The 22,844-nt window shown below is 36.3% G+C and carries 20 protein-coding genes; 15 read left to right on the top strand and 5 right to left on the bottom strand.

What is annotated here, in order from left to right; all coding sequences use genetic code 11:
* The 3 genes from QJV33_RS11520 to QJV33_RS11530 form a co-directional block, all read left to right on the top strand.
* A partial coding sequence (locus QJV33_RS11520; protein ID WP_281463549.1) for a DUF2345 domain-containing protein occupies positions 1-1,933 on the top strand: 1,933 nt, incomplete at its 5' end.
* Between the two features lie 6 nt (positions 1,934-1,939).
* Positions 1,940-2,710, top strand: a complete 771-nt coding sequence (locus tag QJV33_RS11525) for a hypothetical protein (RefSeq protein WP_281463550.1) — start codon at positions 1,940-1,942, stop codon at positions 2,708-2,710.
* A 590-nt stretch (positions 2,711-3,300) separates the two neighbouring features.
* Complete coding sequence (locus tag QJV33_RS11530; RefSeq protein ID WP_281463551.1) at positions 3,301-3,663, top strand: hypothetical protein; 363 nt, start codon at positions 3,301-3,303, stop codon at positions 3,661-3,663.
* A gap of 106 nt (positions 3,664-3,769) precedes the next feature.
* On the opposite strand, the gene QJV33_RS11535 is transcribed toward QJV33_RS11530, so the two are convergent.
* Positions 3,770-4,465 (bottom strand): replication initiation protein, encoded by a 696-nt coding sequence (locus QJV33_RS11535; RefSeq protein WP_281463552.1) that lies wholly within the window; start codon positions 4,463-4,465, stop codon positions 3,770-3,772.
* Between the two features lie 505 nt (positions 4,466-4,970).
* Positions 4,971-5,333, bottom strand: a complete 363-nt coding sequence (locus QJV33_RS11540; RefSeq protein ID WP_281463553.1) for a hypothetical protein — start codon at positions 5,331-5,333, stop codon at positions 4,971-4,973.
* A 380-nt stretch (positions 5,334-5,713) separates the two neighbouring features.
* Here QJV33_RS11540 and QJV33_RS11545 point away from each other — a divergent pair, with 380 nt between their 5' ends.
* The 3 genes from QJV33_RS11545 to QJV33_RS11555 all read left to right on the top strand — a co-directional run bounded on the left by QJV33_RS11545 (position 5,714) and on the right by QJV33_RS11555 (position 10,894).
* Positions 5,714-8,233, top strand: a complete 2,520-nt coding sequence (locus tag QJV33_RS11545; RefSeq protein ID WP_281463554.1) for a type VI secretion system Vgr family protein — start codon at positions 5,714-5,716, stop codon at positions 8,231-8,233.
* Positions 8,234-8,243: 10 nt separating this feature from the next.
* Positions 8,244-9,806: an esterase/lipase family protein gene (locus QJV33_RS11550; RefSeq protein WP_281463555.1), complete on the top strand. Its 1,563-nt coding sequence runs from the start codon at positions 8,244-8,246 to the stop codon at positions 9,804-9,806.
* A 104-nt stretch (positions 9,807-9,910) separates the two neighbouring features.
* Positions 9,911-10,894: a T6SS immunity protein Tli4 family protein gene (locus tag QJV33_RS11555; protein ID WP_281463556.1), complete on the top strand. Its 984-nt coding sequence runs from the start codon at positions 9,911-9,913 to the stop codon at positions 10,892-10,894.
* Between the two features lie 97 nt (positions 10,895-10,991).
* Here the strand turns inward: QJV33_RS11555 and QJV33_RS11560 are convergent, their stop codons facing one another.
* Entirely contained in the window at positions 10,992-11,852 is an 861-nt protein-coding gene (locus QJV33_RS11560; RefSeq protein WP_281463557.1) for a replication initiator protein A, read from the bottom strand.
* A gap of 602 nt (positions 11,853-12,454) precedes the next feature.
* Between QJV33_RS11560 and QJV33_RS11565 the strand changes: the two genes are divergently transcribed.
* Together QJV33_RS11565 and QJV33_RS11570 are read left to right on the top strand one after the other, a co-directional pair.
* Complete coding sequence (locus QJV33_RS11565; protein ID WP_281463558.1) at positions 12,455-12,985, top strand: RNA 2'-phosphotransferase; 531 nt, start codon at positions 12,455-12,457, stop codon at positions 12,983-12,985.
* A 149-nt stretch (positions 12,986-13,134) separates the two neighbouring features.
* Positions 13,135-14,466 (top strand): hypothetical protein, encoded by a 1,332-nt coding sequence (locus tag QJV33_RS11570; RefSeq protein ID WP_281463559.1) that lies wholly within the window; start codon positions 13,135-13,137, stop codon positions 14,464-14,466.
* Between the two features lie 98 nt (positions 14,467-14,564).
* Here QJV33_RS11570 and QJV33_RS11575 read toward each other — a convergent pair whose 3' ends face one another.
* Positions 14,565-15,134: a hypothetical protein gene (locus tag QJV33_RS11575; RefSeq protein WP_281463560.1), complete on the bottom strand. Its 570-nt coding sequence runs from the start codon at positions 15,132-15,134 to the stop codon at positions 14,565-14,567.
* Between the two features lie 189 nt (positions 15,135-15,323).
* On the opposite strand from QJV33_RS11575, the gene QJV33_RS11580 reads away from it, so the two are divergent.
* The 3 genes from QJV33_RS11580 to QJV33_RS11590 all read left to right on the top strand — a co-directional run bounded on the left by QJV33_RS11580 (position 15,324) and on the right by QJV33_RS11590 (position 19,524).
* A complete protein-coding gene (locus QJV33_RS11580) occupies positions 15,324-17,855 on the top strand; it encodes a type VI secretion system Vgr family protein (protein ID WP_281463561.1) in 2,532 nt (843 codons plus the stop codon).
* Between the two features lie 14 nt (positions 17,856-17,869).
* Complete coding sequence (locus QJV33_RS11585) at positions 17,870-18,964, top strand: hypothetical protein (protein ID WP_281463562.1); 1,095 nt, start codon at positions 17,870-17,872, stop codon at positions 18,962-18,964.
* A 62-nt stretch (positions 18,965-19,026) separates the two neighbouring features.
* On the top strand, positions 19,027-19,524 hold the full coding sequence (locus QJV33_RS11590) for a hypothetical protein (protein ID WP_281463563.1): 498 nt from the start codon (positions 19,027-19,029) through the stop codon (positions 19,522-19,524).
* Between the two features lie 10 nt (positions 19,525-19,534).
* Here the strand turns inward: QJV33_RS11590 and QJV33_RS11595 are convergent, their stop codons facing one another.
* Positions 19,535-20,068 (bottom strand): hypothetical protein, encoded by a 534-nt coding sequence (locus QJV33_RS11595; protein WP_281463564.1) that lies wholly within the window; start codon positions 20,066-20,068, stop codon positions 19,535-19,537.
* Between the two features lie 384 nt (positions 20,069-20,452).
* On the opposite strand from QJV33_RS11595, the gene QJV33_RS11600 reads away from it, so the two are divergent.
* The 4 genes from QJV33_RS11600 to vgrG all read left to right on the top strand — a co-directional run.
* Positions 20,453-20,752 (top strand): plasmid mobilization protein, encoded by a 300-nt coding sequence (locus QJV33_RS11600; protein ID WP_281463565.1) that lies wholly within the window; start codon positions 20,453-20,455, stop codon positions 20,750-20,752.
* The gene (locus QJV33_RS11605) at positions 20,742-21,893 is read left to right on the top strand and encodes a relaxase/mobilization nuclease domain-containing protein (protein ID WP_281463566.1); all 1,152 of its coding nucleotides are present in this window, start codon (positions 20,742-20,744) and stop codon (positions 21,891-21,893) included. Before QJV33_RS11600 ends, QJV33_RS11605 begins: the two co-directional genes overlap by 11 nt.
* A 4-nt stretch (positions 21,894-21,897) precedes the next feature.
* Positions 21,898-22,056: a hypothetical protein gene (locus tag QJV33_RS11610; protein WP_281463567.1), complete on the top strand. Its 159-nt coding sequence runs from the start codon at positions 21,898-21,900 to the stop codon at positions 22,054-22,056.
* 192 nt (positions 22,057-22,248) lie between these two features.
* A partial coding sequence (gene vgrG / locus QJV33_RS11615; RefSeq protein ID WP_281463568.1) for a type VI secretion system tip protein VgrG occupies positions 22,249-22,844 on the top strand: 596 nt, incomplete at its 3' end.

The following is a 22,844-nucleotide window of genomic DNA, read 5'->3' on the forward strand; positions in this document are numbered from 1 at the left end:
ACGCCTTGAGTTAGACGTTGTAGTGTTCTCAGACGATCAAAGCAAATATGTATTTGGCAATAGCCTGCCTGTGCGCGCTCCAGCAGGGTCTGGGATGAATGATAATGCTATCCTCTCCGTATGGGGGTTAAAAGTCCAACATAATGTCGTGCAAGCAGGGGCAAAGGTTAAGGATTATAATTATCGCACTGCCAATGCTACTCAGAATAGCGAGACGGATAGTTGGCAGCCCGATAATACGACTTATGGTATTCCCTATCATTATGGGGATCGGTATTTACAAAGAGGTGCAGACATAGACCCCGACATTGAAACAGGGTCTTTCCATGCAAGGCTGCATAATGAGCGTTATAAGAATGGTAAGATCCGTATTTATGGCACGACTAATGATCCATCCCTTTACCCTGGGAAGGTCTTAGATCTTGAGGGAGGATCAACAGATCCAGCGTTAAAAGATGGGTTCCTGATTGTCTCTACGACCAATAAAGGGTCAAGGGATGGCAAATATGAGATGTCTTTTGAAGCCATTCCTTATAGCGATCAAGTGGGGTTTAGGCCTAAACTGTTAGAACGTCCTCATATTGCTGGCACCATTCCTGCCAGAGTAAGCAGCACGGAGAAGTTTGATACTTACAGTCATATTGATGAGATGGGACGCTATAAGGTTTATTTTGATTTTGACCTTGATACATGGGACAAAGGTAAAGAAAGCCTGTGGGTGCGACTAGCTAAGCCCTATAGTGGCGGCACTTATGGCTTTCACTGGCCGTTACTTGATGGAACAGAGGTGGCGATTGCCTTTGAAGATGGTGATCCAGACAGACCCTATATTGCCTATGCCTTGCATGATTCAAGCAATGGGGATCATGTCACTATTCAGAATTATAAACGTAATGTTTTAAGAACCCCATCAAATAATAAGCTGCGGATGGAGGATGAACGGGGCAAAGAACATATCAAGCTCTCTACGGAATATGGAGGAAAGACCCAGCTTAATATGGGGCATCTCGTGGATAGTTCTCGTCAGAAACGAGGAGAAGGCTTTGAGCTGAGAACCGACAAATGGGGGGCTATTCGAGCCAATAATGGGATTTTTATTAGTGCAGATGGACGGCAAAAGGCCAGTTCTACGTCACTGGATATGATCGAGGCCACAGGACAGCTTAGTGCAGCTTTAAACCAAGCCAAGCAGCTTAGAGAAGCAGCTGATGCGTCTAAAGCGACTGGGTTGGATACATCGAACCTGATGGCGTTAATTGAGGGGGCTGTCACGGCATTACAACAAGCTAGTGTGCTCATCTCAGCCCCAGCAGGCATTGCTCAGATCACGCCATCCACGATCCAACATAATGCAGGACGCAATGTTATTACCACAGCGGGGAAAGATGTTAGTCTTAACGCCAAGAATAACGTTACAATGGCAGCATCAAACGAAGTATCGCTATTTGCCCACAACAAAGACCTCAGAGCCGTCGCTGGGTATGGAAAAGTTGAACTCCAAGCCCAAACCAACCAAATGAACCTCGATGCTAAAATGGATATTCAAATTACATCCCATGATGGGAAGTTAACGCTTTACTCACCCAAAGAAATCAACCTTGTCTGTGGGAAGAATAGCTTCATCCATATGAACCCCGACCAAATCATCATCAATGCACCCGACCACATCATCCATAAAACCGCCGTGGTGCAGAAACAAAGTGTGGGATCAATGCCTCTCAATATTCCGCCTCTGCCAATTCCAATAGGGGATTTTGATGAACAATTTATATTAACAACGGATGAAGGAGATATTTTATCAAATACGCTTTACACCATAAAATTAGAGGATGACACTTTAATGCAAGGTATATCAGATGAATTGGGTAAAACTGATCGCATTAAAACCAATCAACCGCAAAAGTTAAAAGTATATTTAGGACATATTGGATAAATAGATATGACAGGAAGAACCGCAACCACAAATAGAGATCCTAATAGCTCTCAAACAGCTGTATTTGAAGTCAGATATACTAAAGCAGCTGATAAGACAGGATGGTTATGGATAAAATTAGAAAATGATCCTGAACCAACAGTAAAAAAAACTGTTTCTGAATATACAAAGGTAACTATTCAAAAAAAAGAAGGTGGAAGAACTTATTTCTTAATTCAAGAAGGAAGATATGCCAACCAAGTTGGTAGTTTAAGCGATGCAAATGTTAGTAAATGTCTTATTCCATTTAAACGAGGAAATGGTGCAGTATTAAATGTAAAAAAAATAGGAAGAAAAATAGAGAAGTCTCCTTTTTTTCCAAGACCTTATAATCAATTATTTTCTACATTGAGTTTTAATGGAAAAACAGCAAGAATTACGATTGATTCAGATGTTGATTTTGAAGAAAGAAATCCAGCAAGCCCAAATAATGGAAAAATATTACATTCAAAACCTTTACCTGATGGGAAATATAAGATTTTAGCTCCTACATATTCAGGAAATCCAGATTTCACTATAGGGTATAGAGCAGCTTATCCTAATTTAAAAGCTGATACAGTATGGTTTCATATTGAGTATGCACCCACATATAATAGTAATTTTGTACATGTAGGTAATTTATCAGAAGGATGTATTACCTGTTACGAAATATCTAAATGGAATGATTTATATGATTATTTGATTACAAATAGATTAGATTCAAAAGGTAAGTATATTGGAACTTTGATTATAGGATAATAAATTGAGAAAATATATTAACTTATTAATATCATTAATTTTAATAATAAATAACTATTTTTTCTGCATTAAAATAGCTTATGCTAATCCAGATTTTTACTCTAAAAATATACAAGATTTAACATTTTTGAATGATAAGATTACTTCATTTATTAGTAATTATAATAAATATTATCGAAGTAATGTAAAATCATCTTCATTTGATATCAGGACAGTATTACCTAAATGTATAACACCATTAAAGTTACAATGGACGAAATCTATATTTGTTCCAGAAGTTTATAAATTAAAAGATAATCATTATTATATACGAGTTACTTGTAATAAAAGTGTTTTAAATAAAAGGTGGGATACATATATATTAACAACAAGAGATGAAAAAGACTTTAAATAGTTATTTTCTTATATAAAGCTAAGTTGATTTTTTATAAACTAAAATAATCCACCATCAATTAATTTTAATTGTGGTGAGCTTTTTCTCTCGTTTATTATTAAAATTTCAACAACTTATTAAATAATATCAGAATAGTGAATGTAAAGTTTAGAACTGAGAATTCTCAGTTATTATTACAAGAAAGTAAACTAATATAATGCCATGGATTAAATTTGATACAAATCAACGTATTCGAGGTGTAATTGCATTAAATAATGTCCAGAAACATCAATGCCATGAACTTATCAGATTGTTAGGATATGGTGATTTAAATAATGTTGCTAGAACATTATTTAGAGACAATGACAATGTTCGTATTGATATGCAAGGAATAACAACTAATCAAGAATTTAATATACAAATACAAATAGGTAATGACTCTGTTGCAGCCGTATTGGTTAGTCAAAATATTAATATAGCAAATATAGGAGAACAAAATGGATTGGCTCATGCAATTAGATCTGCTTTAACAGCCAGTGTAGAAACAGCTACAATATGGCGTATTACCCCACCTCTTTAGAACGCTAGTTTAATGTATTAAGTTATTTTGTCTATAAATTAGAATTTTAAATGAGTTTATAAACAAATTTTAGTTTTAATGAGTATTTAAAACTATTAATTACATATTACTGTATTTTCCTATGAAATTTAAATTCTATCATACTGACTTTTCTTCCTTTTTTGATAGCTTTCCATTCTATTGTCCAATAGTCTTTATTTGATAGCTCTTTAATTGCTGGCTCTATGATTTTTCGTCTTAACTCAGCAAAACTTCTTTGATGTGTTGGAGTGCTTTCCATTGCATGATGAAAAGTATCAACAGATATTTTAATCCATCTCCATCCGTCTTGATCTGCTTGTTTGTGTTGTTCAAGGATTTCTAAAAGTCGCCAAGAATGAATAGAGCGTAAGGCGCATGCTTGTTGTAATTTATATTTAGTGAAGTGGCTTTGTAACTCAAACAAATATGGAAAAAGAAGTTCACTAAATTTAAAACGCACATAACCTTCTGTATCAAAGTAATCATAGCCAACTAGCCATCTTGTTGTTCTAACACCAATAGATTTATCTTTTTCGATTTGCCAAGTGATGTAACGATTAAATATATTTTTAGTAGCTTCTTTTAATTGTCTATATGCTACAGATGGCGTGACTTCAAATATTTTAGAAAATTCTTCAGCTCTTAATTCAACAAAATCATTTTTACCATTTAACTGAGCTAATCCTGCGAATAAAATACGTTTTTCTGCTAATGATAAACCTTGTCCTGCTTTAGTTACTATATTAGCTATAACAATGTTTTTGTTTAATAAATTATTCAATTGTGCCATCTTTGAAGTAGATATATTTTCTGAACGAATTTAAATATTTTTATATAAATGTGCAATAGTTTTTTTTTGGCACATTTTATCTTGTGGATTTAACTTCAAAAAAAGCACATTTAACTTCAAAAAAAGCACATTTAACTTCAAAAAAAGCACATTTAACTTCAAAAAAAGCACATTTAACAAGCTGTAATCTTAGAGAAATAAGGGGTACAGCTTACCTAAAACTCTTTAAAACTCTTTAAAAAGAATTTAAAAAGCAAAACCAATTAAAATTTTTGTGGATAACTAATAAAATTAAATGAAATTTAAAACCTACTTTTAAAACATTTTTTTATATGTTTAGTTATTATGCTCAAAGAGAATTAAAATAATATATTCCTAAAACGTTCTCAAAATGTCATAGAAACGTTTTAAATGATTTTATAAAAATCCATTATAAAAACAGTTAAAGCTATTCTACAAGGATATATGAGCGTTTTAAGAGTATGTAAAATCAACTTCAATCTTTATTTCCTAACCAACGTTTTACATCTTCAGGATTGGGTGTAGGCGTAAAATGTATTTTCTTTCCCTTAAAAACAGGACGAGCTGATTTTGATTTAGAGATTAGCTCTACTGGTTCTAAAATCATTTTTTCCTCTGTTTTTATTTTTTTAGAAGATGAGGATGTAAAGATAATTAGTGTCTGACCAATATATTTATTACATAACTGAACAAAATTAGCATAGCTACAATTCAAAATAGAATGATGCTTCTGCCAAATTGTTCTCTTAGGAAATGCTTTTAATAAATCTTGTTCTATTTCTTCTTTTAATGAAAAAAATATTACCCGAGACGAACCCCAACTTTTCTTATTTTCCATATCGTTAAATCCCTTATTTAAACTCATCCATTTTTGTAGATTCTTCTTTATTCTTTAATATTTTTCAAGATTATTATCAAAATTCAAGTTTCAGTTTTCCAATCTTAAAGAATCTCGAAGAATCTTATAAAATTACGTGGCAAGATGTGTAAATGTAATACATTTACTAAACTTATTCGCATTTCATGCTCAACGTTTTATGGATAAAGACACAAGAAAATTATAAAAACTAAGAATAGTTTAATTCCTCAAATTTTATGAAAAGCATCAAAATTTGAAGGAATATTTTTAAAATGATCTTGTTGTAAATTACAAATCAGAATAATCTTTATCAAATTGTAATTATTTTTATTCATTAATTAAAAAGATGAGGTTGTGTTATGGGGATGTTTGATGTTGTTGACGGGGCAACCAAGGCACTTTTGACTGGTAAAGGTTTAGGGGTTTCTGGGTCTGGTCATAATCGCTATCATCTTTCCATATCAGGCTGTCATTCCCCTATTGATATTCAGGATTTTCAAGGGCAGGAGTGTTTAAGCACTCCTTTTTCTTATCAGATCAACTTTACCTCTATTGAGCCCAACATCACTCCTCAAGATGTCTTAAACTGCCCTGCCAAGTTCTTCTTTCAATCTCCCACAGATTTAGAGCCTCAGAGACGGGTTTACGGGGTAATTACAGGCTTTGCAAAGCTAAGTAGCTCCAAAGATCAAACGACTTATGGCGTGACGTTAGAACCTCGGTTAGCTCTGTTACGCAAGACCCAATATACCTCCATCTTTCAAAATCAATCTATTCCTCAAATCGTTGAAAAAGTCCTTCGAGGCCGTCATGGCTTTGAAGGTCAAGATTTCCATATGGATCTAAAGCATACCTATCCTGCTCATGAACAAGATATGCAATATAAAGAAACGGATTTTGACTTTGTCGCACGTAAGCTCGCATGGGATGGGATTTGGTATCGCTTTGATATGGATACTAGACTTGAGCTAGACGTGGTGGTCTTCTCGGATGACCAGACCAAGTATGTCTTTGGCAATAGTCTTCCTGTGCGCAATCCTGCGGGTTCTGGCATGAATGATAATGCCATACTCTCTGTATGGGGCTTATCTGTCCATCATAACGTGGTGCAGGCTGGGGCTAAAGTGAAGGACTATAACTACAGAACCGCTAATGCCACCCAAAATAGCCAGACCGATGAGTGGCAGCCCGATCAGACCACTTATGGGGTGCCCTATCATTATGGGGATCGGTATTTAGAAAGAGGTGCTGACATAGACCCCGAAATCGAAACGGGGTCTTTTCATGCAAGGCTACATAATGAACGCTATAAAAATAACCAAGTCAGAATTACAGGCACAACCAATGATCCCTCACTTTATCCTGGAAAAGTTCTTGATCTTGAAGGGGGATCAGAAGATCCAGCCTTGAAATATGGCTTTTTAATTGTCTCTACGACCAATAAAGGCTCAAGAGATGGTAAATATGAGATGAGTTTTGAAGCTATTCCTTATAGCGATCAAATAGGGTTTAGACCCAAGCTCCTTGAACGTCCGCATATTGCAGGGACTATTCCAGCCAGAGTCAGCAGCACAGAGAAGTTTGATACCTATAGCCATATTGATGAGATGGGACGCTATAAGGTCTATTTTGATTTTGACTTAGATACATGGGATAAGGGGAAAGAAAGCCTGTGGGTTCGGTTAGCAAAGCCCTATAGTGGGGGCACGTATGGGTTCCACTGGCCGTTACTGGATGGGACAGAGGTTGCCATTGCGTTTGAAGATGGCGACCCAGACAGACCCTATATTGCCTATGCCTTGCATGATTCAGCGAATGGGGATCATGTCACCATTCAGAACTATAAAAGAAACGTTCTGAGAACCCCGTCAAATAACAAGATGCGGATGGAGGATGAACGGGGTAAGGAACATATCAAACTCTCGACTGAATATGGCGGTAAGACCCAGCTCAATATGGGACATCTTGTCGATAGCTCCAGACAAGAGCGTGGACATGGGTTTGAATTAAGAACGGATAAATGGGGCGCATTACGTGCTGGGGCAGGTTTGTTTATCAGCACGGAGACAAGAGCTACTGCCTCATCAACACAACTTGATATGAAAGAAGCTAAAAGCCAACTTCAATCCGCTCAACAACTTGTTGAATCTTTGAGATCAGCAGCCGAACTTGCAAAGGCAGAATTGGCTGATCTACAGACCCAAAAAAAGCTTTTAGATGAGAATATTAATGAGCTTAAAAAATCTGGCATCTTGATGTCTGCCCCTGGAGGAATAGCACAGACCACGCCTGAGAGTATAGAACTTGCTGCGGGACAGAATGTCATTACAGCTGCGGCTGGAAACCATGATACGAGTATTTTGGGTAAGATTACGATGGCAGCGGGAAAATGTATCAGCCTGTTTGCCCAAAGCACTGGGATTAAGATCTTTGCGTCCAAAGGGAAAGTTGAGGTGCAAGCCCAAGGGGATGAGATGGATATCGAGGCCCTCAAAGACATCACCATGAAATCCAGCACAGGCAAAGTCCTGATCGCTGCGAAGAATGAAATCATCTTAACGGCAGGCTCAGCTTATATCCGTATCGGTAACTCCCAAGTCGAAATCGGAGCGCCAGATCATATCCTCCTTAAAACAGCCGTCGTTCAAAAACAAGGTGCCGCTTCTATGGCCTCCCAGTTCAATACATGGCAAACAGGGAAGTATGAATTAACTCCACAAGTTTCTTGGAGAGGGTCTGGTAAAGGCGTTTTGGGTAAAAAAGCATTGTTGCAAAGAGAAACGGGCGATCAAAAGGTAACAACTCAAGCTAATGGTCAAGGCGATAAGCAAAATAGTGATTTCTTAGAAAATATCCATATGAAATTATTTGATAAATAGGGGGATGTCAATGTCAGTAACCACAACAATTATTCCTGTTCATCCAACTACGGATGAGAATGGTAAACGAATTTATCAATGTTCAATGGTACCAAAAGGTTCAGGGCAGATTCATCAAATCCAGCATTCTTTAATTATTCCTGTGATCTTTGTGCCAGGGATTATGGGGAGTAATCTTGTTGATAATAAAGATAAAAATGTTTGGAATGGAGATTCTACGGCAAGTTTAGTTTGGAATTGGCGAACGGCTTCTGCTGAGGAGAGAAAGAAGAAACTCCGCCCTGATTTAGCAAAATTAAAAGAAAGCAAAGATTTAAAAAAGGATAAAGGGTGGGGTGAGCCTGGTCAGTCTTTTTATCTTAAGAGCTTAAAATGGTTGCAAGCGAATTTAAATGATTATGATAGTTATAATCAGAAAACAGGAGAACGTTTTTTGATGCAAAATGGGGATGCGCAAAAAATCTTATCTTCTGAATATAGTGAAATACAATTAGAGGATTATTTCTTTAAATATAGTTTAGATACAGAGGATGTGCAGCATAGTTATAATTTTGATTTTCCTGTCTATGCATGTGGATATAATTGGTTGGATGATAATAAAAACTCTGCAGAGTTTTTACTAAAAAGAATTCAAGATGTTTTAAAAATTGAAAAACAAAATGGTCCAACTTTGGATAAAGTTATTATTGTAACGCATTCAATGGGTGGGCTGGTGACACGCTATTGCTCAGAAATCTCTGGAGGTAAAGATAAAATCCTTGGAGTTGTGCATGGCGTGATGCCTGCCACGGGGGCGGCTGCAGCCTATACCAGAATGAAAACAGGCAATCCTAACTTTAATTATAATCCAATAAATGCAATAACGAATCAAGTTCTTGGATCAACTGGAACAGATATGTCTGTGGTAATGAGCCAAGCACCTGGCAGTTTAGAGCTTCTTCCTTTTAAAGAATATGGAGAGGGTACGGAATATAAACAATGGTTAAGAATTAGGAATGAGCAAGGAGAAATTAATTTTTTACCCAAAGCAGATCCTTTTGCAGAAATCTATACAACAGATGAATGGTATGGATTATTTGAAGAACCGATGGTTAACCCAAAAGGAATAGAAGTGGAATATAGGACTGAAAAAATACAGTTTTTAAATAACATGTCTACTGTTGAAGATTTTCAAAATCTTCTTAAGAATAAATATCATTCTAATAGTTACGTTTTTTATGGAAAAAGTAATGATTATAAGGCGTATGGGTATGCAACGTGGGATTCTCAACAATTTTATAGGCAATATTGGCTTGAAAAAGCCCCTACAGATGGTGTTAAAAAAGTTGGTGGGGCGGTAAAACAACCCAGCAAAAAATATGATTATTATAAATATTATGAAATATCAGATCCAAATGTTGAAGGGGATGGAACGGTTCCCTTTATATCAGGAATAGCCCCCAAAGGAAAATTTGGGGTCAAATGTATTCGCTATTTAGAAACCGATCATCAAAATGCCTATAATGTTAAAACGTCACAACTATTTACCCTTTGGTCGATCGTACAGATTGTTAAGCAAGTGACATGCCAATGACAACTCTATTCTCTCGTAAGCGATTATTAATAATTGGTTTTATTATCATTATTATAGGCCTTCTTTTATATCGTTTTTACCCCTTTCAAGCAGGATATACGCCCATGTCTGAAATCAAACACAACCCTTATACCCAAAACCTAACCCCCCGTTGTGTAGGGCGGTTTTTAATTGATATCCCTGCTGAGTTTATCTCAGGAACTACGAATGATAAACCTACACAGGATCAAATAAATCAACATCAACTTTTTTCTCAACCCATGACAGAAAAAGAGTTTAACACTCAATTATGGATGAGAGAGGAGGAATTAAAAGATGATAAAAAACATGTTTTTGTAAAATCAGAGGATAAACCTTATTTAAAAGAAACCTATCCTTTGAAAGATGGTCGAAAAGGAGTTGTTTTTAATCATAATGAAGGAGTTGGTAATAAAGATGCTTTAAGAGAATTAGAAGGTCATCTATTTAGTAATAATGTTGGGATTATTTTAAAAATTAAAGCAACAGTTGTTGATGATCCACGTTATGAGCGAGATAGAAGAGTTTTTAAATTTGTTACTGACCTTCCCCAAAAACGTAATGAGATTCAGTCTTTGCTCTCTCGAATGGAGGGATGGGATAATCTTCATCCCCCACAAGGCAAAGGAACCTGTTATCAAAATGTGTTTATCAAAGGCCCCGCTGGGGATTATGAATATGCAGGTAACCAATATTTTTATAAAAATAATAAAGAACTTAATATTACCATCGAATATGATACAGATATTCATTCTAAAGATACCATGTTAGGGCGATCTTCAGAAATTAAGCAATATGCTTCTGAGGCTCCTGAAGGAAAAATAATTCGCTTTTCAAAACGGGATACGGATTATATTCATGCGGAAGAATTTTTAGCCTCAGGAAAAAATGAACAAACAGGGAAAACGGAATATACATTCATTTTAAGAATGAATGAAATGAATGGCACGCCTCAAACCCCTGCAATTACCATAACATTACAGAATAACGATGTTATCTCTGAAAAAGATGCGCTTGCCATTTGGGACGCCATTATTCCAACATTAAAACCTAGAACCGAGGCGTATTGATAATTTAAACGCTCGTTTGATGAATTTAATATTTTTTTCATAAATTAAATGATTCAACGAGTTTACGGATCAATGTAAATTATAATGAGTTTTTGAACTATTTATTTGTAAAAATTACAATATCATTATTAAGATCGTAAGATACATTGTAGTCAGGAAGTTCATTTGTTGCGACTAAGGACTTGATACCTATTCTGAAGTTACGAATAGGTTCTGTTGATCCTGTTTTTTTATATAGTAATTTTAATCCTATTTTCCATTCTGTTTGGTTACCACAATGTTTGCGAGCCAATTCATAAATACGGCGGTCTAGAGGCTTTCTAAGCCTAAAATAATTTGGACTAATTGTTAATACTTGTTTCGAAGTAACAGAACGATAAAGCCAATCTGGAAGGGTAACAGATACTCTTACCATACGCCCGTCTTTTTCTTCAACAACACGCCAAGCATCTATTAGACCAAATCCGTGTGCTTCTTTTGTTTTTGCAGTTTCAATATTCGTTGTAATCCGTGTACCTGATAATCGTTCAAGGGCATCTTTTGCTCTATTGTAATCACTACCGCTTGTATGTCTATTTGTTGTTATAAGGTAATCATAGATTGTAAAATGAACAGTTCGACTGATTTCTTTTTCTTCATAAATGGCTTGCATGAGTTTTGATATGCAATAAATCCAAATATCTTTATCATGAATTGTTGCTAAACCTATACTTGTTGGTTTTACTTGTATGGTTATATTTCCATGTTGATACAGTCGGTCTTTTGTATCGCCAGCTTTTAAAGCAAATAAAGGATGCTCCATACTAGCTATATCATCTTGAAATGTTAGGTTATTAAAAATATCCGCAATAAAAAAATTTGTTTTTTGGTGTTTGATAGGAGAAAGATGTTTTCTACTTTTAACGTTTAGGAATCTTGCTTCACATTTATATTGAATGTTATTATTGGTATTAATCATTATTTTATTTCCTTAGAGTATTGAAAATAATGGTTGTAAAGGGTGGTTGTTCGTAGCAATCACCTTTTTTAATTATCGTGCATTTAGGTGCAAAAAGTATATATAATATCGTGCTTTTAAATGCAATTTTTATTTTTGTATTGTTATTTTTAGATGCGCTATTTCGTGCTTTTAGATGCGCTATTTCGTGCTTTTAGATGCGTCTGTGGATAATTTGTTGTTTACTTTCAATGGTTTACCTTGTGGATAATGACCCTTAATAATACTTTAATAAATTTATAATAAGCAAATTAGATTTTTACATTGTGGATAACTTATCAAAATACACATGAACAGATTGACCATTAAGAGTAAAAATCTATAGTTGTATAGTTTTAATATAATATTCTACATTTCAAATAAATAATACTCTAAACGCTCTTAAATTGCTCTACAGTGCATTTAAATAGTTTTTATATAGGGATTTGATATGAAACAAATTAAAATGCACTGTAGGATCTTTAAAATGGCATTTACGTGCATATTGATGATTTAAGTTATTGCTCAGAAAATAAATTAGAGTTTTTTTATTCTTTATTTTCTAATCTTGAAAGGTTTATTCAGTGAGTAAAGAAATTAGTAAAATGCTTAGTTTGGTTTTACGTCATGCTCCTGAGCATATTGGAATTATCTTAGATCAAAATGGTTGGACAGATATTAAACAACTCATCTCTAAAGCCAAAAAAGCAGGATATAAACTCAGTTTAGATGATTTATTAGAAACGGTTCAAACCAATGATAAGCAACGTTTTACTATTTCTGAAGATGGACAAAAGATAAGAGCTGCCCAAGGACATTCCATTGATATTGATCTAGCTTTACAATCCATCGAACCCCCTGATGTTCTTTTTCATGGCACTGCTAGTGCTAATTTGAACTCTATTTTTGAACAGGGAATACACTCAGCAAAAAGGCAATATGTTCATTTATCTTCCAATGAAGAAACAGCTTTGAAAGTAGGTAATCGTCATGGAAAAGCAATTGTATTGAAAATCAATACAGGGCAAATGTTCAAAGAGGGTTTTAAGTTCTTTAAAGCAGATAATGGCGTTTGGTTAACCGATCATATTTTACCAAAATATATTGCTTTCTAAGGGGCGTGCAGAGGGGTAAAATCCCTTGCCATATGTATTCAGCGGAGCGATAAATCTCTGAAAGAGATTAGAATACTCAATATGTTGTTTATTTGTAAAATAAATAAGATTATGTTACTTCTATAGTCTTTCATTTCATTGAGTAACTCATGGTTCACTTTAAATGTGCCGTCAGGGCTTCTAGTATTAAATCTTTAAATGGACATCATTCTCTTTCTGCTGCTCAAGATCATGCGCAGCGATTAGATGTGACATCTCAAAAAAGAAGTATCCATCTCGATCAAAAACCCATTGCATGGTCTAAAGCAGGGATCGGAAAAGAACTGGATTATATTGAGGCTTTTAAAATCCATAAAAAAGAGCTTTCAGCAGGAGAACGTAAAAACTCAAGCCTTGCAGAACATTTACTCTTGGTGATTAGCCCAGAATGGTTAGAAGAAACAGGCGATCCTCATGACCCTGACAATCCAAGAGTAAAAGCCTTATTTGAAAATGCTAGAGAATGGGTAGAAAGTTGGGCAGGTCAAGGTTCTGTTTGGGGACTTCGATATGATCGGGATGAAGCTGGAAGTGGCGTTATTGATGTTTTTGTTTCCCCTGTTCATGAACAAAAACAACGGAAATCAGATAAAACAAAGAAAGTCATTAGTGTTAATAAATCAATACAAGCCTTGTTTGAGATGGAAAAAGTGCTTGATCCTATGGTGAAGCGTCCTAGAGGGGCGTTACAATCCTCTTGGGCGAGATGGTGCCAAGATTATTTAGATCCGCGTATAGAACGGGGAGATTATAAAGAAAAAACTAAAAGAGATCATATTCATGCGGATATCTTAGCGCCTGTCTTACAACAGAAAACAAAACTTCTTAAAGAGGTCAAGCAAATACAAGAACAAAAGCAGGCAATGTCTGCTGAGATCACAAATCTTAAAAAGCAAATTGAACAACAGAGGATAACAGTTCGGGAAGAAATTTCTCAAGCTCAACAACGACAAAAAAGGAGAATGCGCAATCTTGCTGCGGTTATTTTGTTAGATCAAGAACCACAAAATCGTTTAAAACTCTTAGCAGAAACCTCTCATATTGTGAGACGATATGTTTTTGAAGAATTACCCAAGGTAAAACCTGTAAAATTTGATGAAGAGCTTTTATTAAGGCCACTATATGACTTTCTGGAGAATATAAACGAGCAATCTATTGCTGAATTGTTTCAGGAATATAAACAGGCATTGAATGTGTTTTTAGATAATGTTTCTTGGGTTATCGAGCCAAAAGGAACCATGTTTGAAGGGCAGCCTGTAGAATTTGCTGCATTATTTAAAGCTATTCTAGAAAAGATAAAACCAGCTTTAGAAAAAATATTTAATCAATTAAGTTCCATATTGAAGATGGAACCGAAACAAATAGAGGTCGCTCAAGCCATCAAGCAAGATCATGACGAGGAAGAATATGACGATTATTGGAATAATAGTCCTTCAATGTAAGGTAAAATCTATCTAAACCACTTGCTTAAGCTCTAAAAATAGACCTTCATACAAAACTTAAAAACAACCTTACCCACAAAAATGTGGATAAGTTTTGATTATTGAAAGAGTTTTTTAAACCCATTCCAAAATCCTGTCTTAGAAGGTTCTGTGATTTCTATGGGGTCTGCAGGGGTGTTTTCTGAAGGCTCTAATGTAGTTTGTTCTTCTTTTGGTGAAAGAGGAGTGTCTTTCTCTTGACGATGCTCTAATAACTTTAATGCAACCTTTAAACTATCTATAGTCTCTTGCTTTGAAGAAAGTGCAATTTCTTTTGCATCGATGATCTGTTGTTTATAGTTTAGTTCTTTATCTTGCTGTTCTAATCTTAGTTTAGATAAAGCAAGTTCCTTTTCAAGCTCAATAAATCTGTGATTATTGATGGTAACAGGTGTTTCTTTATCTGTGTTACTCTTTGTATATTTTTGTTTACTATTTGTATAGGTAACAGGTGTTTCTTTTTGTATCTTTAATGAACCATAAACACGTATAAGTTCAGATGTATCAATGCCTTTTGAGCCGTCTACAGTGGTAACAGTTGAAAGTGTTCCTTGATGTATATGTTTGTATATTGTTTTTCTACTTTTATTTACCAAACGAGCAGCTTCGGAAATAGAAACAATAGGCATGATAAACCTCATGATTGAATGACAATTTCATCTTTTGCATGATGTCTGATGAGGGTCAATAGAGTAGATTAGCGATAAAATGTAATAATTTTATTTTTTTCTGGATTGTGACTTGCTCGTATTAATAAAACGGCATATTTTCATTATTGTAATAATATCTTATTTTAAATGAATTATTGGGGTGATGATATGGGGATGTTTGATGTTGTGGATGATGCAACTAAGGCTCTCCTTACTGGCAAAGGATTAGGTGTTTCTGGTTCTGGTCATAATCGGTATCATCTTTCTATCACAGGTTGTAATTCTGAGCTAGACATTCAGGATTTTCATGGGGTTGAAAAACTTAGCACGCCTTTTTCCTATCAGATAAGATTTACCTCGATTGATCCCAATATTACCCCTCAAGATGTTTTAAACTGTCATGCTCAGTTCTTCTTTCAATCTCCCACTGATTTAGAGCCTCAGAGGCGGGTCTATGGCGTCATTACAGGCTTTGCAAAGCTCAGCAGTTCCAAAGATCAAACCGCTTATGGCGTGACGTTAGAACCTCGGTTAGCCCTGTTACGTAAAACCCAAAATACCTCCATCTTTCAAAATCAATCTATTCCTCAAATCGTTGAGAAAGTCTTAAGAGATCGTCATTCTTTTGAAGGTCAAGATTTTCATTTTGATACAAAGCATACCTATCCTGCTCATGAACAAGATATGCAATATAAAGAAACCGATTATGACTTTATTGCACGTAAGCTTGCATGGGATGGAATTTGGTATCGCTTTGATATGGATACCAGGCTTGAGCTAGATGTGGTGGTTTTTTCTGATGACCAGACCAAGTATGTCTTTGGCAATAGCCTTCCTGTGCGCAGTCCTGCAGGGTCTGGGATGAATGATAATGCGACCCTTTCTGTATGGGGATTATCGGTGCATCATAATGTGGTGCAGGCTGGGGCTAAGGTGAAGGACTATAACTACAGAACCGCCAATGCCACCCAAAATAGCCAGACCGATGAGTGGCAGCCCGATCAAACCACCTATGGGGTTCCCTATCATTATGGGGATCGGTATTTAGAAAAAGGCGCAGACATAGACCCCGACATTGAAACAGGGTCTTTTCATGCAAGGCTTCATAATGAACGCTATAAAAATAACCAAGTTCGGATTACAGGCAAGACCAATGATCCTTCTTTATATCCTGGAAAAGTCCTTGATCTTGAAGGAGGATCAGAAGATACCGCATTAAAACGGGGCTTTTTGATTGTCTCTACGAGTAATAGAGGGTCAAGAGATGGCAAATATGAGATGAGCTTTGAAGCCATTCCTTATAGTGATCAAATAGGGTTCAGACCCAAACTCCTTGAAAGACCGCATATTGCAGGGACTATCCCAGCCAGAGTGAGCAGCACGGAGAAGTTTGATACGTATAGCCATATTGATGAGATGGGTCGGTATAAGGTCTATTTTGATTTTGACCTTGATACATGGGATAAGGGTAAAGAAAGCCTCTGGGTGCGTTTAGCAAAGCCTTATAGTGGAGGCACCTATGGCTTTCACTGGCCACTCTTAGATGGAACAGAGGTTGCCATTGCCTTTGAAGATGGTGATCCAGACCGACCCTATATTGCCTATGCGCTGCATGATTCATCAAATGGCGATCATGTCACCATTCAGAACTATAAAAGAAACGTTCTAAGAACCCCATCGAATAATAAGATCAGGATGGAGGATGAACGCGGCAAAGAACATATCAAGCTCTCTACAGAATATGGCGGCAAAACCCAGCTTAATATGGGGCATCTCGTCGATAGTTCCAGACAAGAACGCGGCGAAGGCTTTGAACTGCGAACCGATAAATGGGGAGCTATCAGAGCGAATAATGGCATCTTTATCAGTGCGGATGGGCGGCAAAAGGCAAGTTCTACCTCTCTAGATATGATCGAGGCAACAGGACAGCTCAGTAGTGCCATTAATCAAGCTAAGCAGCTTAGAGAGGCAGCCGATGCGTCAAAGGCGACAGGATTAGACACCTCAAACCTCATGACCCTCATTGAGAGCGCCATCACCATGCTTCAACAAGCCAGTATTTTAATCTCAGCCCCCGCAGGCATTGCACAGACTACACCCTCTACGATCCAACACAACGCAGGCAGAAACGTCATCACCACAGCAGGCAAAGATGTCAGCCTCAATGCCAAAAACAACGTTACAATGGCTGCATCAAATGAAGTATCGCTTTTTGCCCATAACAAAGACCTTAGAGCCGTCGCAGGTTATGGAAAGGTTGAGCTACAGGCACAAGAAAATCAGATGAACCTTGACGCTAAGCAAGATATTCAGATTACCAGCCATGATGGAAAGTTGACCCTTTACTCACCTAAAGAAATTAATCTTGTTTGTGGGAAGAATAGCTTTATCCATATGAACCCAGATCAAGTCATCATCAATGCACCTGACCATATTATCGAAAGGACGGCTGTGGTGATGAAGCAAAATGTAGGCTCAATGCCGCTCGATATTCCACCTCTGCCAATTCCTGCAGAACAACAAAATTTACGTTTTCTTTTTAAAAATAAAAAAGGATTTCCTATTGCGAATACACCTTACGTTGCAAAGTTACCTGATGGAACAATGGAACATGGTGTAACTGATAAAGATGGATATACAGCAGTATTTTTTACAACGCATCCGCAATATGTAGATATTCATTTAGATATTGATGAATAAAGTGAGGTGTTAAAATGGTTGATACGGTTGATTGGAGTAAAAAAACGACAGGCACTACTAAAAAAAGTGGTGATGGTGTTATTCATACGGTAGAGCAAGCAATTTCAATTAAAAATTTAGAATTTATTGTGATTGCTGCTAATATTTATGATGGAAGTAAAGGAAATAGACTGGTATTTCCTGCACAGGCAATAAGAATTATAAAAGAGCATGTAAAGAACCTATCTGATAGTAATGGACTTCCTGTGTTTCCGGGTTCTGGGGTTGTTATAACTTTAGCCCTAATGAATGGTGATCCTGATTATTATACTGAGGCTCATAAGAAGCTTATTCAAGAATCTCTTGATGATATTAAACAAGAGGCTCCTTATTTTGTGGAGAATATTAGTCTTCTCACTTTTCCAAGTGGGGTTGGAACTGATTTTATGCAGTATATCAATCAAGGTCAGGGGTATGATCGCAGTGAATATTTAATTTACCGCATAGATGTATTTTCTCATGGATTGCCAGGTCAAATTGCTCTGGGTTATGGGGCGCCTTTTTTATATTACTCCTTTAAAAAGATTACTCATAAACCTCTTGAAGGATTAAATCATATCACCCCGAGCTTTGTAAAAGGCATTGAGCCTTCATATCGTTTAGATGGGCAAAGAATACGACAGTGGTTACCGACAGCTTTTCATAAGAAAGCGATTTTTTGTTCATGGGCTTGTAGGACGGGGGCACCTAATGATGAAGATGAAACGCAAGGATCATGGTTAGTAAAACCAACTCTAGCCTCGGAGATTACAGATCATCTTAAAATACCAGTGCATTGTTTTATTCGGCGTTCGGATTATGTTGATACATGGGGAAATCAACAGGATAGGGATATGTTGGAAAAATGTAAAACAGATGAAAATTATAGAAAAGAAAATAAAGAAAAATGTAGTCAATTGATAGATGAAAATAGAGAAAGAGCTATGATGGCTAAAAAAGATGTTGTTTGGATGAGAGGTGGGGCTTTGTATCCTGTTAAAAGTGGGACTAGTCCAGAAAAATTTCCTGGAGGACGTTTTATCTTTGATACAGATTTTCGAGAAAAAGGAATTATGCCTACGGAGGACTAATGAAAAGCAAGTATATTTGGTTAATATTAATAATATTTATAGTGATTGGGGGAGGTATTTATATGAATAGTTCTAAAGAAGTTTATATGTATGATGACATTGGTCGTCAACATGATGTAACAAAATATTATGACACAGGGTTATTTTATATTTATACTGATCCTGAGGATAGCACATCACAAAGTTTTATACGAAAGAAAAAGCCTATATTTATGGATAAAGAAACGTTTTTACGAGCTTTAAATGATAGTAAATTTCCTATCAAGGAAGAGCGTAAAGAGTTATTAATAAAAATTATTAATGTAAATCCTAATTTTATAGAAAATATGGATTATAATAGCACCTCTGTGTCAGAAATTGGTGATTTATCTGATATTTTTTCTGGTTTTTATATATTAGACAATCAAAAGTATATGGTCAGTATTTTTTTAGATCGCTATTCAGTAGATAGTGTCAATCATGACAAAATAGACGATGTGGGAGTATGGATTGATAAGGATAATCGCCCATTTCAAAAAACTTATGAAGAGATGTACCAGATAGCCGCACGCCCTTTTTAATATTTTATAACTATATTTTTCCACCCTCTAGTAATTTTAACTTTGGAGCAGATTCTTGAGCTTTTGTTCTTACTTCATGAGGTAAATGCGTACCAACAAGTGGGTTCATATAGTAAATTACACCTCGTCCTTCTTTTTCTTTGATAATAGCTCCAACGCTTTCAAGCTCAGACATTATTGTGCTTACATTACGAGGAAGCATATCCATTTCTTGTGCAATTTCTTGGCGTGTGAGCATAATTTGCCCCGTATTTATATTAATTGCTTTAAATAATTTTAACCATAAACGAACGGCTTTTCGGGGTTGGCTGCTATTTTGATCTAACCAATCAACAATTTTGTCGTTTTGAGTTGGGCTAATCATGATAAATGTCCAAGTATTCTGTTCCTGTAAATTAGCTTTTTTGCGTGCATCCCATAATAATGAGGAAACTTTTTTCTCATCTAAATGCGGATACTGAGAAAGAAATAATTCTATTTGTTCTATTTGTTCTTGAGCTTCTTTTTGAGGCTTCGTTTGAAGACGTTTTAGATAAGCTGTCATTGTTGTGTATATCCTAATAATAGGTCTGGCTGGATCAGACTAACAAGTCTAGTCGGGCTAGACCTATTGTCAAGGTATTTTTTGCGGTTTCCCAACGAAAAATGGTAATTTTGGAAATCACTAGATATAATAGATATATTATATCCCTCTATAGTCTCCCTTTTAAACTGTGGAAAACTCTAAAAATCCATTAAAAATTTGGTAATTAATTCTTTTAAATTTTTTTTCATATTCATTCATAAAAAACAAAAAGGAATTGTCTAAATATGAGAGAGTAAGTATCATCTTGTTTTCCTGAGTGATATGGGGTAAGGATATACAAACCATGGTTTGTACTCTTGTAAGGGGATATCCCCTTAACCCCTTTACAGCAAAGAAGAAGCCATGAAGAAACGAACGAAGAAAATCGAGATTATGACAACTGATGAAGAATATGAGTTGTTACTTCAAAGAAAAACCAAACTTCGATTGGCAGAGTGGGTTCGTGAAACTTGCTTAGAGCAAAAACCAGCTAAACGTGTTTCAACTGTTGATCCTTTATTACTTTATGAACTGAACAAAATTGGCGTTAATCTCAATCAGATTGCTAAGAAAGTTCAGTTTGGAAAACATAATATTGAATGGTTAATTGAGATTATTCATATCGAACGACAATTAGCGAGTTTATTAGAAAATGATTATTAAGTTCTTTCCTCATCCTAAAACGGGAGGCAATCCTCGTAGGTCAATGGATTATTTGCTTAAGAAGCATGAGCATGAAGTTCAAGTTTTACAAGGAAACCCAAGACTTTCCGTTGATGTGGCAGAAGGATTAGGCTTCAAAAATCAATATACGGTTGGGTGTTTATCTTTTGAGGAAGCGAATATCCCTGATGCTCATAAGCAAGAAATCATGCAGAAGTTTGAAGAGACCTTTTTTGCAGGGTTAGAGCCAGAGCAATATAATATCTGTTGGATTGAACATACTGACAAAGGGAGACTTGAGTTAAACTTCTTTGTGCCGAATGTAGAGCTTGAAAGTGGGAAGCGGTTATCGGTCTATTACGATAAGTCGGATCGCCCTCTTGCGGAGAACTTCAAGCAAGTTATCAATCAACAATATGATTTAAGCGACCCAGACGCACCAGAGAAGCGTCAAATGACGGTTTCGAGTAGAAACATACCAGAAAATAAAAAAAATGCTCAGGAAGCGATTAATGGGCTTTTACGAGATGAATTAGAAAAGGGACGCATTCAGACCCGAGAGGACGTTTTAAAGTGTCTTACAGAGGCGGGGTTTGAAATTGCTAGGGTAACTCCTAAAAACATTTCCATTAAAACAGACGGACGTAATTTACGGCTTAAAGGAGCAATCTATGAGCAATCTTTCTCACTCGATCGAGCTATTGAAGAAATTCAACGAGCAGAGGGACTTGGAGGCCAAGAAAGAACTTCTGAGCGCTATAAGCAAGCTACAGGAGGACTTGAAAAGGCAGTTGAACGCAGACGCTCAGAGTTTTCGAAACGATTTGGAAAGTCAAAAGCAAGTCATACTCAAAGACTTAATCAAGCTTTACAAGGTGCCGTTTTGGATATTGATAGGGATTGGGCTCGTGTTGGCATTGGGGATGGCGTATTTTGCCCGAGAGGCGACCGTGCAATACAATCAAATGGTAGATTGGAAGCAATCGGCAGCGTTATACAAAGCTCAAAGCAAGGGAATGATGTTAGCGAACTGCAATTTGGTAGACAAGACGAGCAAGATTTGTATTCAGATCGACCCTCAATACAAGGATCAGGTATACGGAGACAATCAAGATTACCGAATTATCAAGCTAGGGAATGAGTAGATGACACCAACAGAGAAGCTTTTGAAGGACGCATTAGACAGATTGGTGAAGCAGCAAGACGAGGTTATGAGCGCATTAAGCGAACGGTTGAGCAAGTTAGAGCAGGAAAACCAACAATTGAAGAGCTTGCTCGAAAAGTCTTTAGACGCATTGAAGTAAAGTTGCATAGAAAAGCAGAACAACAAAGGGAGATGGAGGAGAAACAAGCCCGAATTAGTCTTGCAAGAGGTAGAGGGTTAGGAATGTAGTGGTTGTCTTTTGGATAAAGTGACTTGCTCTGATTAGGGAAACAGCATATTTTTTTGACATAAGAATAATATCTATTTTTTAACTAATTATTGGGGTGATGATATGGGTATGTTTGACGTTGTTGACGATGCAACCAAGGCTCTTCTTACTGGCAAAGGTTTAGGCTCTGGTTCTGGTCATAATCGCTATCATCTCTCAATTTCTGACTGTAGTTCACCTATTGATATTCAGAGTTTTGAAGGTAAAGAAAATTTAAGTGAGCCTTTTTCTTATCAGATTAATTTCACTTCTGTTAATCCCACGATCACCCCTCAAGATGTGCTTAACTGCACAGCTAAGTTTTTCTTTCAATCCCCCACTGATTTAGAGCCTCAGAGACGGGTTTATGGGGTCATTACAGGGTTTTCCAAGCTCGGTAGTTCTAAAGATCAAACAGCCTATGCAGTCACATTAGAGCCTCGTTTAGCCTTATTACGTAAAACTCAATATACCTCTATCTTTCAAAACCAATCTATTCCTCAAATTGTCGAGAAGGTGTTAAGAGATCGTCATGGTTTTCAAGGTCAAGATTTCCATTTTGATATTACCCATACGTATCCTGCTCATGAGCAAGATATGCAATATAAAGAAACAGATTTTGACTTTATTGCCAGAAAGCTTGCATGGGATGGGATCTGGTATCGCTTTGATATGGATAC

It is taken from the genome of Commensalibacter nepenthis, from assembly GCF_029953305.1.
GTDB classification, from domain to species: domain Bacteria; phylum Pseudomonadota; class Alphaproteobacteria; order Acetobacterales; family Acetobacteraceae; genus Commensalibacter; species Commensalibacter nepenthis.